At 37.1% G+C, this 21,296-nt stretch carries 18 protein-coding genes; 2 read left to right on the plus strand and 16 right to left on the minus strand.

Features of this window, described 5'->3' with window-relative positions; genetic code table 11:
• Positions 1-81: 81 nt before the first annotated feature.
• The 3 genes from phoR to U860_RS0104595 form a co-directional block, all read right to left on the minus strand.
• Positions 82-1,845 (minus strand): sensory box histidine kinase PhoR, encoded by a 1,764-nt coding sequence (gene phoR / locus U860_RS0104585; RefSeq protein WP_025147565.1) that lies wholly within the window; start codon positions 1,843-1,845, stop codon positions 82-84.
• A complete protein-coding gene (phoP, locus tag U860_RS0104590) occupies positions 1,838-2,557 on the minus strand; it encodes a two-component system response regulator PhoP (RefSeq protein ID WP_002173711.1) in 720 nt (239 codons plus the stop codon). The genes phoR and phoP overlap by 8 nt, the downstream gene beginning before the upstream one ends.
• 158 nt (positions 2,558-2,715) lie before the next feature.
• A complete protein-coding gene (locus U860_RS0104595) occupies positions 2,716-2,961 on the minus strand; it encodes a hypothetical protein (protein ID WP_025147566.1) in 246 nt (81 codons plus the stop codon).
• A gap of 102 nt (positions 2,962-3,063) precedes the next feature.
• Here U860_RS0104595 and U860_RS36780 point away from each other — a divergent pair, with 102 nt between their 5' ends.
• A complete protein-coding gene (locus U860_RS36780) occupies positions 3,064-3,195 on the plus strand; it encodes a hypothetical protein (protein WP_081806602.1) in 132 nt (43 codons plus the stop codon).
• Between the two features lie 58 nt (positions 3,196-3,253).
• Here the strand turns inward: U860_RS36780 and U860_RS0104600 are convergent, their stop codons facing one another.
• The 5 genes from U860_RS0104600 to U860_RS0104620 form a co-directional block, all read right to left on the minus strand.
• Positions 3,254-3,727 carry a MaoC/PaaZ C-terminal domain-containing protein gene (locus U860_RS0104600; RefSeq protein WP_002173714.1) on the minus strand — a complete coding sequence of 158 codons (474 nt, stop codon included), beginning with the start codon at positions 3,725-3,727 and terminating at the stop codon, positions 3,254-3,256.
• Positions 3,728-3,943: 216 nt separating this feature from the next.
• Positions 3,944-4,882: a malate dehydrogenase gene (gene mdh / locus U860_RS0104605; protein WP_002173715.1), complete on the minus strand. Its 939-nt coding sequence runs from the start codon at positions 4,880-4,882 to the stop codon at positions 3,944-3,946.
• Between the two features lie 19 nt (positions 4,883-4,901).
• On the minus strand, positions 4,902-6,194 hold the full coding sequence (gene icd / locus U860_RS0104610; protein WP_025147567.1) for an NADP-dependent isocitrate dehydrogenase: 1,293 nt from the start codon (positions 6,192-6,194) through the stop codon (positions 4,902-4,904).
• 160 nt (positions 6,195-6,354) lie between these two features.
• Positions 6,355-7,503, minus strand: a complete 1,149-nt coding sequence (gene citZ, locus U860_RS0104615; protein ID WP_025147568.1) for a citrate synthase — start codon at positions 7,501-7,503, stop codon at positions 6,355-6,357.
• Between the two features lie 387 nt (positions 7,504-7,890).
• On the minus strand, positions 7,891-8,352 hold the full coding sequence (locus U860_RS0104620; protein ID WP_025147569.1) for a DUF441 domain-containing protein: 462 nt from the start codon (positions 8,350-8,352) through the stop codon (positions 7,891-7,893).
• Positions 8,353-8,775: 423 nt separating this feature from the next.
• Between U860_RS0104620 and ytvI the strand changes: the two genes are divergently transcribed.
• Positions 8,776-9,894, plus strand: coding sequence for a sporulation integral membrane protein YtvI (gene ytvI, locus U860_RS0104625; protein WP_025147570.1), 1,119 nt, complete (start codon positions 8,776-8,778; stop codon positions 9,892-9,894).
• Between the two features lie 493 nt (positions 9,895-10,387).
• Here ytvI and U860_RS0104630 read toward each other — a convergent pair whose 3' ends face one another.
• From U860_RS0104630 to dnaE, 8 genes are all read right to left on the minus strand, one after another.
• On the minus strand, positions 10,388-10,777 hold the full coding sequence (locus U860_RS0104630; protein WP_002173720.1) for an FxsA family protein: 390 nt from the start codon (positions 10,775-10,777) through the stop codon (positions 10,388-10,390).
• A 254-nt stretch (positions 10,778-11,031) separates the two neighbouring features.
• On the minus strand, positions 11,032-12,789 hold the full coding sequence (gene pyk, locus U860_RS0104635; RefSeq protein ID WP_002173721.1) for a pyruvate kinase: 1,758 nt from the start codon (positions 12,787-12,789) through the stop codon (positions 11,032-11,034).
• Between the two features lie 53 nt (positions 12,790-12,842).
• Positions 12,843-13,802: a 6-phosphofructokinase gene (gene pfkA / locus U860_RS0104640; RefSeq protein ID WP_002173722.1), complete on the minus strand. Its 960-nt coding sequence runs from the start codon at positions 13,800-13,802 to the stop codon at positions 12,843-12,845.
• A 128-nt stretch (positions 13,803-13,930) separates the two neighbouring features.
• A complete protein-coding gene (accA, locus tag U860_RS0104645) occupies positions 13,931-14,905 on the minus strand; it encodes an acetyl-CoA carboxylase carboxyl transferase subunit alpha (protein WP_025147571.1) in 975 nt (324 codons plus the stop codon).
• Complete coding sequence (gene accD, locus U860_RS0104650) at positions 14,893-15,762, minus strand: acetyl-CoA carboxylase, carboxyltransferase subunit beta (protein WP_002173724.1); 870 nt, start codon at positions 15,760-15,762, stop codon at positions 14,893-14,895. The genes accA and accD overlap by 13 nt, the downstream gene beginning before the upstream one ends.
• A gap of 185 nt (positions 15,763-15,947) precedes the next feature.
• Positions 15,948-16,592, minus strand: coding sequence for a GntR family transcriptional regulator (locus U860_RS0104655; protein ID WP_002173725.1), 645 nt, complete (start codon positions 16,590-16,592; stop codon positions 15,948-15,950).
• Positions 16,593-16,606: 14 nt separating this feature from the next.
• Entirely contained in the window at positions 16,607-17,815 is a 1,209-nt protein-coding gene (locus tag U860_RS0104660; protein WP_162790989.1) for a malic enzyme-like NAD(P)-binding protein, read from the minus strand.
• A gap of 133 nt (positions 17,816-17,948) precedes the next feature.
• Entirely contained in the window at positions 17,949-21,275 is a 3,327-nt protein-coding gene (gene dnaE / locus U860_RS0104665) for a DNA polymerase III subunit alpha (RefSeq protein WP_025147573.1), read from the minus strand.
• Positions 21,276-21,296 lie beyond the last annotated feature (21 nt).

Raw genomic sequence — 21,296 nt, forward strand, 5'->3', positions numbered from 1 at the left:
GGGGTTTTCATGTATTATATTAACAGAGCTTTATTAATATTTAATTGAGCCAATGTTAATATATTGTAAACATCCTTCATCCTATTTTTCAGTAGCTGATTTTGGTAAAACAACTGTAAACGTTGTTCCTTCTCCAACCTCACTATCCACTGTAATCGTACCTTGATGTGCTTCCACTAAATGTTTAACAATGGACAAGCCAAGACCTGTTCCACCTGTATTTCTACTTCTCGCTTTATCTACTCGATAAAAACGTTCAAAAATACGAGGGATTTCTTCTTTACTAATACCGATTCCCGTATCAGATACCTTTATATACGCATTATATTTATCTTCTAATAATTCAACAGAAACAACCCCTCCTGCTGGCGTATATACGATTGCATTATTAATTAAATTAATAAAGATTTGTTTTAAGCGGCTAGGATCTCCAATAACAGAAACTCGTTTCAATACATTCACTTGTAAAGAGATTTCTTTTTCTCCCGCTTTATTATCAAGCACCATGTGAATGTCTTCAAGAAGCCCCTTCATATCAACCGTACCCATATTCAACTTAAATCCTTGTTGCTCGATCTTTGACAAATCTAATAAATCCTCAATTAATCCTTGCATGCGTTCACTTTCTTTTAGAATAATATGTAAGAAATGTTCACAAAATCTTTTGTTATCCATCGCTCCATCCAAGAGCGTTTCTGAAAAACCTTTAATAGAAGTAATCGGTGTCTTCAATTCATGAGAAACATTCGCTAAAAAGTCTTTTCTCATTTGTTCTAATTTCTTTAGCTCAGTAATGTCATGGAATACGAGAACAATTCCTTTCCATTCATGGTTCGTCCCAATAATTGGCGCTCCATATACTTCGAAATGCTTCCGCTCAATGCCAAGCGGCAATAACATTTGTTTACGCACTTTCACTTCCGTCATAAAAATTTCTTCCACAAGTTCAATAATTTCCGTATGGTGAAACGATTCATAATATAAACGATTTAAATATTCTTCATCAGTTACGTGGAAAGTTTCCTTATAAGAACGGTTTACAAGGTTTATATATCCACGGCTATCAATTAAAATCATTCCGCTTCCCATATTTTCAATTAATGTGTGCAAACGATCTTGTTGCATTTCTTGTTCGAGTGTCATCTCTTGTAAATTACGAGCTAAAATATTAATCGCTTTACTCAGCATTCCAGTTTCATCTGAATGACTTTCATATGCACGCGCTTTATAATTCCCCTTCGCTAATTCAATCGCAACTTTCGTAACCGATTCAATCGGCCTAATATATTGCCCTGTAATTTTCATACCAAGGAATACAACTACGAGACAAGCGATGACAAATCCGATAATTAATAATCCCCACGTTTTTTGGTGAATGTCCCTCAAAGGTTCAATCGTACTTTTCACCAAAATATATCCTTGTTTCCCTGCTACATCCTGAACGAACACCGCATGATAAAATGCATTCTTTTGATCTGTTTCTTTCGTAATGACTTTATTTCTTTGGTTTGCTGTTTCGGAAGAAAGTTCTTTAATCGTCTCTTGACTAAATGCAGATTGTTGCCCACCGCTATATTGAACCTTCTTTTTTTCATCAACAAATAGAATAGAAGCTGGTATTTGTTCTTCTAACTTTTCAAATACATACGGCTTTTTTAAAACAGCATCAAACCCTTGCTCTTCTGCTAATAACGCAACATACTGCGTCTCTTTTACCATTCTCTCTTTAGCATGATCTATATAGTAATTTTCAAATACAGTTTCTAATAACACACCTAGTCCAACTAAAATAAAAACAATGAGAGAAACAAATGTAAAAAGAAGCCTGGAGCGAAATTTATTCATCCCCTTTTGGCTCCTCTAATTTATAACCTAAACCACGTATCGTTTTAATGTACGTCGGTTTTTTCGTATTTTTTTCAATTTTATCGCGCAAATGGCTAATATGGACATCAACAATCCTTGTATCACCGGCAAAATCATAATTCCATACAGCACTTAATAATTGATCACGAGTTAATACACGACTTTTATTTTTCGCAAGATAAACAAGCAGCTCAAATTCTTTCGGCGTTAACTCCAGCTTTCTCTCTTGGAAGTACGCTTCATAAAACTCAGGTAAAATTTTCAGTTCTGCAATCATGATGCTATCTTCATCTGGCGCTTCTGAAACTTGTTCTTCCTGTTGTAATTTCGTACGACGCAAAATCGCCTTCACACGAGCAACAACTTCCCTTGGACTAAATGGCTTCGTCATATAATCATCAGCCCCAAGTTCAAGACCTAGCACCTTATCAAATTCATCATCTTTTGCTGTTAGCATTAGAATCGGCGTCATAACGCGCTGCAATCGTAATTCTTTACACACTTCCATACCATCCATTTTCGGAAGCATTAAATCTAATATAATTAAATCTGGGCGTTCTGTAGTCGCTTTTTGAAGCGCCATTTCTCCATCCATCGCCGTTATAACTTCAAACCCAGCTTGTTGTAAATTAAATTCAATTAAAGTTAAGATAAACTCCTCATCATCAACTACTAAAATACGATTGTTCATTCTTTTCCTCCAAGTTATAGACTTGAAACCTTCTTCACCCTAGTATTTTCCCCGTTATTCTCATCATACTAGAAAACAGGTTCCCCCTCAATAAAATTGTCTATTCATGAAGCTCGATTACAATAAAATCGTTCCGAAAAATCAAAATAATTACAATTTCACTTTAGTGATCCAGTTGTTATCCAAATCTTATAAATCACCCTATCTTTTTTACAACTCACTTCTGTACAAACTATAAAATCTTGATTTTGCGCTAGGAAAAACGAAAGAGCATATGCTATTTTATAATCTGGTGTTTCATATCCATCAAATACTCTCCCATACATTTCATTCGCGATCGAATCCGCCCATACTTCAGCTTCTCTCATCGTTTCAAAGATCGTGTCTTCACTTTTCCATCTCATCCCTCTAAAAACCACTCCTTCATTTGACTTCCATTATTTCATAATGCGAAAATTAAAGATAAAAATCACTATATAAAAATTTAAAAGTAACGAGGTTTTATTATGCGACTAGTACTACCTATTTTATCTTTAGTGGTAACATGTATTCTTACTTTTAACATCTCAAACTGGGATACAATTAAAACTAACTGCTCAGATTACGCCCAAGGATTCGTAGATGGATTCTTCAACTAAAAATAGCGCTAGCATCTCTTTAATACAGGGATGCTAGCGCTATTCATATTTTCATGTTTTAAAAATTATCTAATGCTTTTTCCATAATAGAGACAGATTTAAAAGGTGGCGTTACTGTTAATGAACCTTTTACAACCTTCTCTTCTTGTTCATCATAAGCTGATACAAGCATATCAATTGTATGTTCCTCCTCAGAAACAGCCACAACTTCAAAGTGGATTTGTAACGTTTCATAATGGTGAACAGGCTTCACGAACGTAAGGTCCTTCCTAATAATATGACTACCTGGACCTGGCAAATATTTCGTAACCGCCGTTGTAATCATCCCTGTTAGCATAATGCTTGGTACAATCGGCTTTTCATACGGAGTTTGGGATGCGTAATCATGCTGAATATATAATGGATTGGCATCATTCGTTAATCCTAAATACAATAACAAATCTTTATCCTCAATTTTTTCAGTGATAGATAGTTTCTCTCCTACTGTAATTTCATCCATTCTACGACCAATTTGAACTTTTTTCTTTAACATGTTACAACCCCCTCCGATTTTTTCACCTTATTATCCTACTAAAAGCGATACCTTATCCGAAAATTACTATGATGAGGGCAATGTATAGTATAAGTCTATAGTTTCATTATAGGATCCTACAAATGATAGCGTTTTCATATTATTTTAAAAAAACAATTCAGTAAATAGTAGAAAAAGATTCGGGGCCCCGAATCTTTTTCCGCCTATATTTAATTATTAAACAAGAACTTTCATAACGTTACGTACAGATTCTACAGAGCGATCTAACGCTTCTCTTTCATCTTCAAGAAGTTCTAATTCAATAATTTTTTCAATTCCGTTACCACCTAGAATTACTGGTACCCCTAAGTAAAGGTCACTATAACCATACTCACCTTCAAGGTATGCAATAGCTGGTAATACACGGCGTTGATCTTTCAAGATTGCTTCTGTCATTTCAACTAAAGATGCTGCTGGCGCATAATATGCACTACCGTTTCCTAATAAGCCTACAATCTCACCGCCACCTTTACGTGTACGTTCTACGATTGCTTCTAAACGCTCTTTCGGAATCAATGTTTCTAACGGTATACCACCTGCATATGAGTAGCGCACAAGAGGTACCATATCATCACCATGTCCCCCAAGAACAAATCCTGTAATATCTTTAACAGATAGATTTAATTCTTGCGCAATGAATGTACGGAAACGAGCTGTATCTAATACACCTGATTGACCAATAACACGCTCTTTCGGGAACCCAGCCTCTTTAAATACAGAATATGTCATTGCATCAACTGGATTTGTTAACACAACAATAATCGCATTTGGTGAATGTTTTGCAATGTCGCGCGTAATACTTTTCATAATTTTAGAGTTTGTTGCTACTAAGTCATCACGGCTCATACCAGGCTTACGCGCAATACCTGCTGTAATAACGACAACGTCAGAATCAGCAGTATCCGCGTAGTCAGATGTGCCAATGATGTTAGCATCAAAACCTTGTACTGGGCTCGCTTCTAACATATCTAACGCTTTCCCTTTTGTTGGATTTTCCAGCTGTGGAATGTCCACTAACACAACATCTGCAAGCTCTTTTTGCGCTAATAAGAATGCCGTTGTTGCTCCTGTAAATCCTGCACCGATGACTGAAACCTTTTTGCGTTTGATTGTCATAATTTACCCCCCGCTTTAATTATGCGTTTTTGATTATCGCTACATCCATGTTTTTAATAAGTTCATTAGCAAATTCAGAACATTTCACTTCTGTTGCACCGTCCATTAAACGTGCGAAATCATATGTTACTACTTTTGATGCAATTGTTTTCTCAACTGAAGCTGTTACTAATTTCGCTGCTTCATTCCATCCTAAATGTTCTAATAATAATACACCTGAAAGAAGAACAGAAGATGGGTTTACTTTATCTAAACCTGCATATTTCGGAGCTGTACCATGTGTAGCTTCAAAAATAGCATGTCCAGTAACATAGTTAATATTTGCACCAGGTGCAATACCAATTCCACCTACTTGTGCAGCAAGCGCATCAGAGATATAGTCTCCGTTTAAGTTCATTGTTGCAACAACATCGAACTCACGAGGACGAGTTAAAATTTGTTGTAAGAAGATATCTGCAATAGAATCTTTTACGATGATTTTTCCAGCAGATTCTGCTTCAGCCATCGCTTTATTCGCTGCATCCTTACCATCTTTCTCAACAATACGGTCATATTCAGCCCAAGTAAATACTTTATCGCCAAATTCTTGTTCCGCTACTTCATAACCCCAGTTTTTGAAAGCACCTTCTGTAAATTTCATAATGTTTCCTTTATGAACTAATGTAACAGAAGAGCGTTTTTCGTTAATTGCATATTGAATTGCAGCACGAACAAGACGCTTTGTCCCTTCTTCTGAAATTGGTTTAATACCAATCCCTGAAGTTTCTGGGAAGCGAATTTTATTAACGCCCATTGCTTCTTTTAAGAAAGCAAGAACTTTTTCTGCTTCTGGAGATCCTTGTGCATATTCAATCCCAGCATAAATGTCTTCTGTATTTTCACGGAAAATAACCATATCAGTATCTTCCGGACGCTTTACAGGTGAAGGAACACCTTCAAAGTAACGAACTGGACGTAGACATACATATAAATCTAATTCTTGACGAAGTGCTACGTTTAGAGAACGAATACCACCACCAACTGGAGTTGTAAGTGGACCTTTAATCGCGATTAAATACTCACGAATTTCATTTAATGTCTCTTCTGGTAACCACTCGCCTGTTTGGTTGAATGCTTTTTCCCCTGCAAGCACTTCTTTCCAAACGATCTTTTTCTCACCATCATAAGCTTTTTCAACTGCTGCTTCTAGTACGCGAGATGCAGCTGCCCAAATATCAGGACCAATTCCATCTCCTTCGATAAATGGAATAATCGGATTGTTTGGTACATTCATAACACCATTAGTTACAGTAATTTTTTCACCTGTTGTCAATGTGATAACCCCCATGTTTGAAATTTCATATGTATGAAACTGAGGGAGTAACCCCTCAGTTCAAACCGTTAGTCAAATTAAAATATTCTAATCATTACATCTTCCCAAAAAAGTCAGACTTTTGAAAGCGTATTTTCACTATCAAAATAGTGTTTTTCGCTTATCGTTGTGCTAGCGGAACATACACTTGATGTGTCGGTCCATTATAATCAGCACGCGGACGGATTAAACGGTTATTTTCATATTGTTCTAGAATATGAGCTAACCAGCCTGACATACGGCTAATTGCAAAGATAGGTGTAAATAAATCATGGTCAATTCCTAAACAATGGTATACAGAAGCTGAATAGAAATCAACATTTGGTGGAAGACCTTTTTCTTTTGTTACAATGTCTTCAATTTTGATAGACATATTATACCATTTCTCTTCTCCTAAAAGCACGCATAATCTCTTAGACATTTCACGTAAATGTTTCGCGCGTGGATCACCATGCTCATACACACGATGGCCAAATCCCATAATTTTCACTTTATTTTGAAGAGCATTATGAATATATGATTCTACATTTTCTTCTTCGCCAATTTCAGTTAACATCTTCATTACATTTTCATTTGCCCCGCCGTGAAGAGGACCTTTTAACGCACCGATTGCAGCTGTAATACCAGAATATACATCCGACAGCGTAGCAACACAAACACGTGCAGTAAATGTAGAAGCGTTTAACTCATGATCTGCATGAAGTACAAGCGCTTTGTCAAAAGCCTCAATCTCAACTTCATTTGGCTCACGATTATTTAACATGTACAAGAAGTTTGCAGCTAATGATAAATCTTTTCTTGGCTCAACAACATCTAAACCTTTGCGAATTCTTGCGTAAGCCGCAACTAGAGTCCCCACTTGCGCCTGTAATTTAACCGCTTTCAAATAATTGGACTTTTCATCCATTATTTCAGCGCTCTCATCGTATAATGATAGCATGGAAATTGCAGTTCGTAAAACAGACATCGGGTGCGCAATTTTTAAATCTACTTGTTTTAAATATGTTAAAATCTCACCTGGAACTTTATAGTATTGAGACACAGTTTCACTAAATTCCGCTAGTTCTTTTTCGTTAGGAAGCTTGCGGTGCCATAATAAGTACACTACTTCTTCAAATGTAGCATTCTCAGCTAAATCATCAATATTATACCCAACATAAGTTAATGTATCATCAATAATAGAGCTCACAGATGATGTTGTTGCTACTACCCCTTCTAAACCTCGAATAACAGTCATGACATTCTCTCCTTTTCCTGAAAATTCTCCCAATCTTGCTCCTTATATCTATTTGCTCCCCTTATAAATTATGAACGCTCGTTCACTCTTTAGGCAAGCAAAATGCACGATCATGCAAATTTATTGCGATGTTCCCCTCTTATTGTCCATTGCTTACATGGAAGGCATGAGCGTGAATGTCTCCCCGAATCCTCACGCTCAGAACAACAAGTTAGTGAGGAAAATTAATTCCGAAGAGTTTTATGATAAAAACAACATAAAACAATATCATTATAAAATTGTTTTATGTTGTTTTTATTTTATCTGGTGTAAAGTCTTTGCTGTTATGTAACTTTTCAAAGTTTCTAATCCTATTATAAACAATTATCTGACTTTTGTGAACAGAAAGAATTCAAAAATTTTATATTACTATAAAATTTCTCATTTAAACATTTGTATAATACTCATAACTGCATAGGCAATTCCAGCCCCAATTAACGGACCTACAGCGACCCCATTAAATAAAGCGACAGCTATAATTGTCCCAAAAACAAGCGCAGTTGTAATATGAGGGTCAGTCGTTAATAATTGCACTCCACCTTTCGCCAACAAAGCAACTGCTATCCCTGAAGCTAAGGCAATCCATGCATAATACGATTTCGCCGCTTCTCCAAGTTGTTTAAACCCTATCTCACCCGTCGCAATTGGTACAAGCACCGCAATTGTAATAACCGTCACACCGAGGTTAATTCCCTTCGTTTGTAAATAAGGAAAAACCTTGTCTCCTAAAAACGTAAACTTCAATAAAGATAACACACCAACAGCTACAGTAAGCGATTGGTTTTTAGCAATTAGTCCTATAATAAGTAGTATGAATAAAAATAACGTTGACTGACTAATCATGATTGCACTTCCTTTCTGAAAATAATGAACTTGTTTCCAAACAAAAATACCTTTAAACCTATCGTTATACATGCTATATCGATACACATTTATCAATTATAATAAAGCAACAAATTAATTTTTATATGCGTTTCAAAATTACAAACAAGACTTTAACCAGAAAAAAACTAAAGCATGCATACACCGGCTGTCTCTCCTTTCTTTTCTAATAAGAAACAGGTAAAATAAAAAGGAGAGAAAATGAAGTTTTTACCATATAGTAGAAGCATCACCAACAAGCTTTTACAGTCATTATTCCACTGCAAAAGCAGGCTAAATCCATCATTCCACTATAACATAAAGTGAAACTTTGATCAGTGAATCTCACTAGTTATAAGTTGAACGAATTAGAATAATCCAAATTGGAATGGGAGGTATACATCTTTGAACCGAAACTTACTATATATGATATTACGACTCATATTTGTCATTGTAGCAACGGTAGTTGGGTTCTATGCCTTACTTTACATGTCAGGCCTTATTTACCCTTTTATTATCGCTTTTGCATTCGCTTATTTGATTAATCCTGTCGTCAATTTCCTTAATCAAAAACTACAATTTCCTCGTGCGTTATCGGTACTCGTTAGCTTAATTCTCGTGTTCGGGGCTATCGTCGGACTTGTTACATACCTTGTAACTGAAGCAATATCTGCCACAACATACTTACTACAAATTGTTACAGTGAAGTTTCCAGATATCGTTGCATTCGCCCAAGAATTTGCACTTAATCATATTATGCCTCTCTATGATGATTTAATCTCTAAATTTAATCATCTCGGAGAACCACAGCGATACACTATTACACAAAATATTCAAAACTTAGGTACCGAAGCAACGACACAAATGAAAGAACTTTTAACCGCCATCATAAGTGGATTAACAAATTTCATTAGTGCATTACCAACAACTTTAACTGTCCTTGTATTCATCTTATTAGCCACTTTCTTCATTAGTTACGATTGGCATCGTCTTGCTCATAAAGCAAGAAAACTCCTACCCAATCGTGTACATGGATACGGAAAAACTATTTTTGTCGATTTAAGAAAAGCTTTGTTCGGTTTTGTTAAAGCGCAACTTACACTCGTATCTATGACAACTATCATTGTACTAATCGGTCTTTTAATATTACGCGTGCCATACGCAATTACTATCGCGATTATTACAGGAGTTGTAGATTTACTCCCGTATTTAGGAACAGGAGCTGTCTTCGTTCCTTGGGTTATATACGTATTTTTCACAGGCGACACTGCATTCGCCATCGGTCTTCTCATCCTATACATCGTCGTGATTGTCCAAAGACAAATCATGGAGCCGAAAGTACTTTCATCTAATATTGGACTTGATCCATTAGCGACACTCATCGCTTTATTTGTCGGCTTTAAGCTCTTTGGTTTTTTAGGATTAATCATCGGTCCAGTCACATTAGTACTACTTAATACATTACACAAAGCTCATGTATTCCATGACTTATGGAAATTCATTAAAGGCTCACCATCAAAATAATATTTTCTAATTCATACACAATAAAAAAATTAACTGTAATCAGTGGGAAATTCCCACTGATTATTCACTGTACTTTTTTTGTAATAACTACATCCGAAAGAGAATTTCCTAAAAAAGGATAATTCTCTTATTTTTTGCATAAAAACGCATGTTTTAGGTTGAAATTACATTTTTATTCTATTTACTCTATAATTATTACTTACATTTATTACTTTTTATGTAAATGAATAAATATACAAAAGTGAGGTAAGAGTACCTTTTAATCAGTATTTTCCCCTCCCCTCACCTATCTTCTTTGCACTAATCAAACCTCGACAGAGGAAAGAACATTCCCTAAAGTAAACATTTAATTTACAAGAACCACTCTCTATCCCTATTGATTATCAGCTGACAACAATCTAACTTTCACAAAAAAATCATATTCCAACTGAAGTCTAAGCAGCCATAATTAACAAACAAAAAAAATAAAGCGTAGATCATAATGATCCACGCTTTATTTTTGAACAATAATAGTAGTTCTCTTTCTAAATTTCCAATCAATCCACTTCATAACAAGCGGTTTTAATAAAGCCCTCGTCGCAGGAACAACAAAGATAAAACCAAGTATATCCGTTACGTATCCAGGTAACACCAAAAGAATACCTCCTACGAATATAAAAATACCATCTAAAACCGCATCACCCGGCATTTCTCCTCTATTTAACCTAAATTGAATCTCTCTAAGCACTTTAAACCCTTGTCGTTTCGCCAAATACACACCTACAATGCCCGTAAATACAATCATAGCGAACGTAGACCATAAACCTATTACATGACTCGACACAATTAATACCGTAATCTCAATCGCCGGTATTAAAATAAGCAAGAACAACAACCATTTCATAGTTCCACATTCCTTTCACATTTCATTCAAAAGGCTCAAATATCGCCTCTCCCTCATCACATCTATCATGGCTTTATAAGCCCCTCACAACGCTCATATAAGCTCTACAAAAGATAACTAACCCTTTTCCTTTGGGGGGCGTTAAACATTATAACAAACGTTTCCCAAAGCAATTTCAGGCATTTAAAGCTACCTCTACCCTTTTTCGTGTAAAAAAAAGAGAAGGACTCCGCTCCTTCTCTCCGTATTACTTCTTATAGCACTTCCGCATGTCCATTATAAACAATTCCGCGTGCTGCATCAACTGTTACTTCTTGGCCATTTTTTAAAGTTGTTGTTACGCCGTTTACACCAACGATAACAGGAATACCGATTGATACACCTACAACAGCTGCATGGCTTGTTAAGCCACCTTCTTCAACTACTAGAGCAGCAGCTTTTTCAATTGCAGGAATCATATCTTTATCAGTGCTTGTTGTAACAAGAATATCACCTTTGTTTACGTTCGCTACAGCTTCAGCAGCTGTTTTCGCTACAACTACTTTACCTTTTGCTGCTTTACGACCGATACCTTGCCCTTTAGCAACTTCTTCACCAACAACGTGGATTTTCATTAAGTTTGTTGTACCAGTTTCAGCAACTGGAACACCAGCAGTGATTACTACAGTATCTCCAAGTCCAATTAGACCTGCATCCATACCTGTTTGAATTGCAGTATCTAACATTTCGTCAGTAGAAGCTGCACGTTTTCCAGCCATAAACGCTTGAACACCCCAAACAAGTGCAAGACGACGTCCTACTTGCTCGTCAGATGTTACAGCTACGATTGGAGATTTCGGACGGTATTTAGAGATCATTTTCGCAGTATATCCACTTTCTGTTGGAGCTACGATTGCAGCTACATCAAGAGCAAGTGCTGTGTGCGCAACAGATTGGCTAATTGCATCTGTAATTGTTGGAGTGAACTCTTTAATACGTTTTTTGAACATATCTTCATATTGTAATGATTTTTCAACACGTACTGCAATGTTAGCCATCATTGTTACAGCTTCTACAGGGTATTGACCCGCAGCAGTTTCACCTGAAAGCATGATTGCATCTGTACCATCGAAGATTGCGTTTGCTACGTCACTTGCTTCCGCACGAGTTGGACGTGGGTTACGTTGCATAGAATCTAACATTTGCGTTGCAGTAATAACTGGTTTGCCTAATACGTTACATTTTTTGATTAGACGTTTTTGTACTAATGGTACTTCTTCTGGTGGAATTTCTACACCCATATCACCACGAGCTACCATTAAACCGTCAGAAACTTCTAAGATTGAATCGATATTGTCGATACCTTCTTGGTTTTCGATTTTTGGTACGATTTGGATGTATTGAGCGTTATGCTCTTCCAATAATTCACGAATTTCTAATACGTCAGATGCTTTACGTACGAAAGATGCTGCGATGAAATCAACTTTTTGTTCGATACCGAAAACGATATCTTTAACGTCTTTTTCAGTGATACCAGGAAGCTTAATGCTTACGTTTGGTACGTTAACACCTTTTTTATTTTTTACAGTTCCGCTGTTTAATACTTTTGTACGGATGTTTCCGTCAGCTTTCTCGATTACTTCTAGTTCGATAAGACCGTCATCGATTAGAATGCGAGAACCTGGGTCTACATCATCATAAAGACCAGCATAAGATACAGAGAACTTCTCTGCAGTTCCTAATACTTGTTCAGTAGAAAGAACTACTTCTGCACCTGTTACAAGCTCAGCTTGTCCGTCTACGAAGTCGTGAGTACGGATTTCTGGACCTTTTGTATCAAGTAAAATACCAACTGTTTTACCAGTTTTCTTTGAAGCTTCACGAATGTTTTTAATACGAGCTCCATGCTCTTCATGGCTACCGTGAGAGAAGTTTAAACGAGCAACGTTCATACCCGCTTCGATTAATTGCTCTAATTTCTCAATACTTTCACTAGCAGGACCTATAGTACATACAATTTTAGTTTTACGCATATTGCACCTCCGAAAATTATGAAACCGTTCCCAAATATCTGACATTAAGTCAATTAGATGGATAATTCTTTAGATAATTGATACATATCTTTATCGATTGTATGCTTTTGAGCTAACGCTTCGATAATGTCATGATCAACAAGTTTGTTATTTTGAATACCTACACAACGTCCGCCATTACCAGCAATTAATAATTCAACTGCTCTTGCGCCAAGACGACTTGCTAATACACGGTCTTGTGCACTTGGTGATCCACCACGTTGTACGTGACCTAATACAGTTACACGAGTATCAAAGTTTGTTGCTTCTTCAATGTGCTTACCGATATCAATTGCACTTCCAACACCTTCAGCTACAACGATAATACTATGCTTTTTACCACGTTCACTACCGCGTTTCAGACGAGCGATAACATCATCCATGTCATACTTCTCTTCTGGGATTAAGATAGTTTCTGCACCATCAGCTAAACCAGCCCATAATGCGATATCTCCAGCGTGACGTCCCATTACTTCAATAACATATGTACGTTCATGAGATGTAGCTGTATCACGAATTTTATCAATTGCATCAATAACAGTATTTAAAGCTGTATCGAAACCAATTGTGAAGTCTGTTCCAGGAATATCATTGTCGATTGTACCTGGTACACCTACACATGGGAATCCTTGCTCAGTTAATTTTTTTGCGCCTTGGTAAGAACCATCTCCACCAATAACAACAAGTCCTTCAATACCATGTTTCTTTAATTGCTCGATTCCTTTAAGTCGTACTTCTGGGTCTTTAAACTCAGGACATCTTGCTGTATATAATTTTGTACCACCACGGTGGATAATATCGCCAACAGAACCAAGTTCTAATTTTTCAATATGACCAGAAATTAAACCAGCGTATCCATGGTAAATACCATATACTTCAATATCATGGAAAATCGCTTTACGAACAACTGCACGAATGGCAGCATTCATACCAGGTGAATCTCCACCACTTGTTAATACACCAATACGTTTCATTTGTACTCACCTCATAAAGATTATTTGCCTTATAATAAAATAACACGAAAAAATATAAAAACACAATGGAGAAGATGTGTCTTTTCATAATAAAAACGTGCATTCGCGAAGAGGAACGCACGCTTTTCTTATTTTATCCAAATGGAAGCGTTTGAAAACGAAACTTGCCCAATTTTCATATATTTTTCATAACGTTTTTCGATTAATTCATCTTTCGAAATTCCGCTTAATTGTTCAAAAGTTTTTCTAAGCATTAAATCTATATTTTCTGATTGTTTCAAAACATTACGATGCGCCCCGCCTCGCGCCTCTGGAATAATTTCGTCAATTACACCTAATTCTTTCAAATCTAATGCTGTAATTCTCATCGCTTCTGCAGCCTCTTTCGCTTTTCCAGCGTCTTTCCAAAGAATTGCTGCCGCACCCTCTGGTGTAATAACAGAATAAGTGGAATTTTCTAGCATATGAATGTAATCTCCTACTCCAAGACCTAGCGCACCACCACTACCACCTTCACCGATAACAATACAAATAACAGGTACAGTTAAACCGGCCATTTCAAATAAATTACGGGCAATAGCTTCACTTTGACCACGCTCTTCAGCTGCTTTACCAGGATAAGCTCCCTTCGTATCAATGAAACAAATAATTGGACGATTGAACTTTTCCGCTTGTTTCATTAAACGCAGTGCTTTTCGATATCCTTCTGGATGAGGCATCCCAAAATTACGACGAATATTTTCTTTCGTATCTTTTCCGCGTTGATGCCCAATTACAGTTACAGGCATTCCCTTATATTTCGCAATGCCGCCGACAATCGCTGCATCATCGCCAAATAGGCGATCTCCATGACATTCAAAAAAATCAGTAAATAAGTGCTCAATATAATCGAGCGTTGTCGGTCGTTCTGCATGACGAGCAATTTGAACACGGTCCCATACTTTCATATTGCCGTATATATCTTCCTCTAAATGTTCTAGCTTGTCTTCCAAAATACGAATCTCCTCACTGAAGTCCATCTGGCTGTTTTTCGTATAGTCTTTCAGTTCGTGAATCTTATTTCTTAGCTCAACAACTGGTTTCTCAAATTCTAGCTCTGCCATACAGCCATTTCCCCTCCTTGATGAACTTCTAAAATCTTACGGAGTGATTCTCTCATATCATCACGATGCACCACCGCATCTAATTGACCGTGCTCTAGTAAAAACTCTGCCGTTTGGAAATCTTCCGGCAGTTTCTCACGCACTGTTTGTTCAATTACACGTCTACCAGCAAATCCGATAAGTGCACCTGGTTCTGCAAGATTATAATCACCAAGTGAAGCGAAACTCGCTGAAACCCCGCCTGTCGTCGGGTGAGTCATAACAGAAATAAATAACCCTCCTGCATTACTATGCTTTTTCAAAGCTACGCTTGTTTTCGCCATTTGCATTAAACTTAATATCCCTTCTTGCATACGGGCACCACCCGACGCAGTAAAGATAATAAATGGAACTTGTAAGTCGTATGCCTTTTCAACTGCACGGGCAATTTTTTCTCCTACAACAGAGCCCATGCTGCCCATTCGAAAACGAGAATCCATTACTGCAACAACAACAAGCATGTCATCAATTGTTCCTTCACCAGTTACAACCGCTTCATTCAATTCAGTCTTCTTACGATCGTTTTCTAGTTTCTCTTCATATCCTGGAAACTCAAGTGGATTTAATGAAACCATCTCTTTGTCATACTCACGAAATGAACCTTCGTCCAATATACTGTCAAGACGTTCCCATGCATTCATTGGATGATGATATCCACAATTTACGCATACTTTTAAATTCTTAAGAAGCTCTTTCGTATACATGATTTTTTTACATTTCGGACATTTTGTCATAACGCCATCTGGTACATCTTTTCGTACTTGTTCTGAAGGTATTGCAGCGTACTTTTTCTTTTTCACGAATAAATCTCTTAGCACAATTTGACCCCCTTCGTTGAGAGCTAAGGTTAGCGTAAGAAGAAAATGGGGCTAACACCAAAGTTTGATGTTAGCCTTATCTTCTCAATCTGTCTAATAACCTCTCTCTTTACGTTTAACTTTAACCGCTATGCGGTAGAATGTTTGTCATAACGTGTCATGGTCATTTCGACAAATTTTATACATTACGAGTGAAACTGTATATTCTCTACTAATTCATCGTAAATTTTTAACGCATCATTTTCTTGTTTCACTTCCAAAGTAGCATACAGCTTTCTATACAATTCGATAGAATCTCCTGAAACTTCACAAGAAAGAGTTGCAACGTAATCATTTACGATCATCCAAATGCGATATAGTAAATAATTATCGACTTGTTCAATAAGTGTTTTAAAGAACGTTTGATGAAGCATCGGAATTGAACTTGCGTTTTCTTCAAGCACTTGGTGTAATTTACTTAGCACTTTAGAAAACGCTTCTTTCGGTAAATTACATACAATGCGAATCATATCTTTCTCAAGCAATCGTTTTGTTTGTAATAAATCACGAATTGTTTTCTCATCTTGCAGTAGAAACGGAGCAATTAATTGTACAAGACCGTTATCGTAAAAGTTTCGAATAAACGTCCCCTCACCGCGTCTTGTTTCAATTAACCCTACCAATTCTAAAGCACGCAATGCTTCTCTTACAGAGGAACGTCCAACGTTTAAACGTGAACTTAACTCACGCTCAGACGGCAAACGATCCCCCGCTACTAAACCATCCTCTTCCATAATGGAACGGATTTTTTTTACAATTTCGAGATATACTTTTGTATTTGATGATGTCAATGGGAATTCCTCGCTTATTCTTTACCAATCAGCGCTAATTGTTTTGTTTTCTCAGCGACTTCATTTGGATCTACTTGACGGCGAGCTACTCCTGTCTCCATTGCTGCTCTCGCAACGTAAGCCGCTACTTGAGGCGCTACACGCGCGTCAAACGGCGCTGGAATGATATGGTCTGCATTCAACTCATCCTCTGATACAAGCTCTGCAATGGCTTGTACAGCTGCCATCTTCATTTCTTCATTAATTTGTGTCGCATGTACATCAAGTGCACCGCGGAAAATACCAGGGAACGCTAGTACATTATTTACTTGGTTCGGGAAGTCAGAACGACCTGTTCCAACAACAGCTGCGCCCGCTGCTTTTGCCAATTCTGGCATAATTTCTGGAACCGGATTCGCCATTGCGAAAATAATCGCATCGTCATTCATTGTACGAACCATCTCCTCCGTTAATGCACCTTCTGCAGATACACCAATGAATACGTCCGTACCTTTTACAACGTCAGCTAAAGAACCTTCTATACGATTCTTATTTGTATATTTTGCAACTTCATCCTTCACGGGATTCATACCGACAGGACGACCTTCATAAATCGCACCTTTACGGTCACACATAATAACGTCACGTACACCATAGCGATATAAAAGTTTAATGATTGCAATACCTGCTGCACCTGCGCCATTTGCGACAACTTTAATGTCAGACATTTTCTTCCCAACTAATTTCAGCGCGTTCACAAGGCCTGCTACTGTTACGATAGCTGTTCCGTGTTGATCATCATGGAAGATAGGAATATTTGTCTCTTTTTTCAAACGTTCTTCAATAATGAAGCAATTTGGTGCTGCGATATCTTCTAAGTTTACACCACCAAAAGTTGGCTCCATTAATTTTACAGTTTCAACAATTTTATCTACATCGTTTGTATTTAAGGCAATTGGGAATGCATCTACACCAGCAAAGCTCTTGAATAATACAGCTTTACCTTCCATTACTGGAAGAGATGCTTCAGGTCCAATGTTACCAAGACCAAGTACAGCCGTTCCATCTGTCACAACTGCTACCATATTTCCCTTCATTGTATATTCATATACCTTACTTTTATCGTCATAAATTTCTTTACAAGGCTCTGCTACCCCTGGAGAATATGCAAGACTTAAATCTTTTGCATTTTCTACTTTTACTTTTGATACAGTTTCTAATTTTCCTTGATGCACTTTATGCATGTGAAGTGCTTCTTCACGAAGTGTTGACAAACTATCCACTCTCCTCAAATTATTCTTGCTGATATCAATTTCTCCAAGTGGTCTGACCACGAACACTACTACTATAATAATCGAAGTGTAGGGAAATTGTCCATTATATTTTCACAACGACATTTTCGTCACCGACAATTTCACGAAGTGCTCCTAAACATTCTTCACTTGGATGAATTGATAAACTTCGAGATAATTGTACCATTTTATGTTCCTTTTCATAATAAATTAGTACTTTCGCAAAACCTGAATAGTCAAACAATGTTTTTGTAACTTGATTTACAAGCTTTTTTTCATACTGAGACGGCAATTTCACGTAAACAGACGCTTCTTTCATCTCTTCATAAACATCCATTTCTTCTAGCGGATATAGTCCATTCACAATCCATTGTAACTTATGATTTCTTTGCTCAATCGTGCCATCAACTAAAACAATTTCTCCTTCTTGTAGCCTGTTTGAAAAATGTATATATGTTTCCGGGAAAAGAACAGCTTCCATTTCATCATTTTGATCACAGAATGTAATAAACGCCATCTTTTGCAACTTTTTCGTACGAATAACTTTCACACTTGTTATATATACGATTGCCCTTTGTACTTTTTTCTTATGTCGCATCGCCTGAGCAAGAGATGGAATTTCTAATTCTTTTCCTAACTTCACATACTGCGCTGTCGGATAGCTAGATAGATAAAAACCGAGTGCTTCCTTCTCTTTATTTAACTGTTCAATAAAGGATAGCTCTTCTCCTTGTACGTATTTTGATTTCGGAACAGCATCTCCTAGATCACGTGCAAGATTTGCGTACTCTAACGCCCCTTTAAGACTTTTCCATAAAGTCGTCCTCGAAACACCAAAATCGTCAAAACATCCAGACCAGACGAAAGCCTCTAAATTTCGCTCTGTGACAAACTTTGATGGCATACGAAGACAAAATTCAAATAAATCTTCGAACATTTTGTTCTCTCGTTCTTCCAATAACGCCGTCACTGTAGCCATTCCGATATTCCGAATCGAAAGTAAACTATAACGAATCGCATTTCCTTCTATTTGGAAATTGTAACCACTTCTCTGAAGAGACGGCGGTAAGACGTGAAAACCTTTCCGCTTCGTTTCTCGTATATACTGCACAATCTTATCTTCATTACCAATTGCACTTGATAATAATGCTGTCATAAATTCCAGCGTATAATTTGCTTTTAAGTATGCAAGCTGATATCCGATCATACTGTAAGCTACAGCGTGACTTCGGTTAAAACCGTAATTCGCAAATCTTACAATTAAATCGTAAATTTGTTCTGATGATGTCTCGTCATATCCGTTTTTCAAACAGCCTTGAACAAAATGTTTACGTTCTTGATCTAAAATATCACGATTCTTTTTACTCACTGCACGGCGCAGTAAATCCGCTTCTCCGAGCGAAAATCCAGCTAACTTCGATGCGATTTGCATAATTTGTTCTTGGTATACAATTACGCCGTATGTTCGTTCTAAAATCGGCTTTAAATCTGGATGTAAATATTCAATTCCTCTTTTTCCATGCTTCGATTCAATAAAGGTTGGAATTTGTTCCATCGGTCCTGGTCTGTATAACGAGTTAACAGCGACTATGTCTTCAAATTCATTCGGTTTTAACCCGCGCAGTACATTTCGCATACCACCTGATTCAAGCTGGAATACACCTGTTGTATCCCCTCTCCCTAACAATTGAAACGTCTTTTCATCTTGAAGAGGTAGATTTCTTATATCAATTTGTTCCCCCGTTTTTTTAACGATAAACTTCATAATATTTTCAAGTAACGTTAAATTACGTAAACCTAAAAAGTCCATCTTTAACAGGCCAAGTTCTTCTAATACATCAGCTGGATATTGCGTAACATAAACATCGTTATGCCCTTCTTGAATTGCTACACTTCCCGTTAACGGTTCTTGGCTCATAATAACGCCAGCTGCATGAATAGACGTATGCCGCGGTAATCCCTCTACACGTTTTGCAATTTCAAACACACGCTCATGCAAAAGGTTCCCTTGTATAAACTCACGGAGTGATTGTGATTCCTCATATGCATCTTTTAATGTTATACCAAGCTTTGATGGAATAAGTTTTGAAAATATATCAATATCTCTTGGCGGTAGCCCCATTACACGAGCAATGTCTCTAATTGCAGCTTTTGCTGCAAGGGTTCCGAACGTTACAATTTGTGCAACACGAAGCTGACCATATTTATCTTTTACATAACGAATCATCTCATCACGTCTTATATCTGGAAAATCAATATCAATATCTGGAAGTGTCACACGTTCAGGATTTAAAAACCTTTCAAATAATAAGTCATATTCAATTGGATCAATATCTGTAATTTCCAATACATAAGATACGAGCGACCCAGCTGCTGATCCACGTCCTGGTCCTGTTAAAATATGATTTTCATGTGCATATTTCATAAAGTCCCATACAATGAGGAAATAATCACTAAATCCCATGCGGGAAATAACATTTAATTCATGATCCAAACGCTTTATATGCACTTCTTTCGGCACGCCATATCGTTTCTGCAAGCCCTCTTCACAAACACGGCGCAAGTACATATCACTTGTCTCGTTAGATGGAATAGGAAACTTAGGTAGTTGATTTACCTGGAAAGGAATCTCCACTTGGCAACGCTCCGCGATTTTTATTGTGTTTTGAATCGCTTCCTCAGTATGAGAAAATAGTGCTTCCATTTCATCCGACGACTTTAAATAATACTGATCCGTTTTCATCCTCGGCCTATCTGGATCAGTCATTTTCGTTCCACCCTCAACAGACAATAAACATTCATGAACAAGTGCATCGCTTTGATTAATGTAGCGCACATCATTTGTTGCAACGACTGGAACGTTTACCTTATTAATAAATTCAGGTAGTTTTTCTTGCAAAAGCAGTTCATCTTGAATCGCGTGATACTGTAAACTTATATAAAAATTGCCGAACATATTTTGATACGTGCGGGCTACTTCTTCAGCCTGACTCTCTTTGTCTTCTAATAATAACTGTTCAATTTCCCCATCTTTCCCTGGTGAAATCGCAATTAATCCTTTCGCATAATGAGCAAGCCATTTCTTCGGAATACCCTCTTTTGACTTCGTCATAATACTGCTAGAAATCTTTAATAAATTTTGATAGCCTATTTCATTCTCAGCGAGTAAGACGAGTGGATAAGACCTTTCTTCCTCTTCACTAAAAATAGAGGCTGTTAAGCCGATAATAGGCTGTATACCATTTTTCTTGCATGCTTTATAAAACGGAATAACTCCATACATGACATTTTCATCCGTAATGGCCAGCGATGAAAATCCAAGCTCTTTCGCCCGAATGACAAGCTCATCAATTTTACAAGCACTCTTTAATAAACTAAAAACGGTTTGACATTGTAAATGCACAAACTTCACTGTTGTACCCTCTCTTTACCT

Origin of the sequence: Bacillus sp. H1a (genome assembly GCF_000633475.1) — a bacterium.
GTDB classification, from domain to species: domain Bacteria; phylum Bacillota; class Bacilli; order Bacillales; family Bacillaceae_G; genus Bacillus_A; species Bacillus_A paramycoides.

Bases quoted from the DNA above. Each gene is read 5' to 3' on its own strand.
- pyk (WP_002173721.1), bottom strand. From the start codon at position 12,789: ATGCGTAAAACTAAAATTGTATGTACTATAGGTCCTGCTAGTGAAAGT.
- U860_RS0104600 (WP_002173714.1), bottom strand. From the start codon at position 3,727: ATGTTAAAGAAAAAAGTTCAAATTGGTCGTAGAATGGATGAAATTACA.
- phoP (WP_002173711.1), bottom strand. From the start codon at position 2,557: ATGAACAATCGTATTTTAGTAGTTGATGATGAGGAGTTTATCTTAACT.
- U860_RS0104660 (WP_162790989.1), bottom strand. From the start codon at position 17,815: ATGCATAAAGTGCATCAAGGAAAATTAGAAACTGTATCAAAAGTAAAA.
- U860_RS36780 (WP_081806602.1), top strand. From the start codon at position 3,064: ATGCGACTAGTACTACCTATTTTATCTTTAGTGGTAACATGTATTCTT.
- U860_RS0104630 (WP_002173720.1), bottom strand. From the start codon at position 10,777: ATGAAATGGTTGTTGTTCTTGCTTATTTTAATACCGGCGATTGAGATT.
- U860_RS0104620 (WP_025147569.1), bottom strand. From the start codon at position 8,352: ATGATTAGTCAGTCAACGTTATTTTTATTCATACTACTTATTATAGGA.
- mdh (WP_002173715.1), bottom strand. From the start codon at position 4,882: ATGACAATCAAACGCAAAAAGGTTTCAGTCATCGGTGCAGGATTTACA.
- phoR (WP_025147565.1), bottom strand. From the start codon at position 1,845: ATGAATAAATTTCGCTCCAGGCTTCTTTTTACATTTGTTTCTCTCATT.
- accA (WP_025147571.1), bottom strand. From the start codon at position 14,905: ATGGCAGAGCTAGAATTTGAGAAACCAGTTGTTGAGCTAAGAAATAAG.
- pfkA (WP_002173722.1), bottom strand. From the start codon at position 13,802: ATGAAACGTATTGGTGTATTAACAAGTGGTGGAGATTCACCTGGTATG.
- U860_RS0104595 (WP_025147566.1), bottom strand. From the start codon at position 2,961: ATGAGATGGAAAAGTGAAGACACGATCTTTGAAACGATGAGAGAAGCT.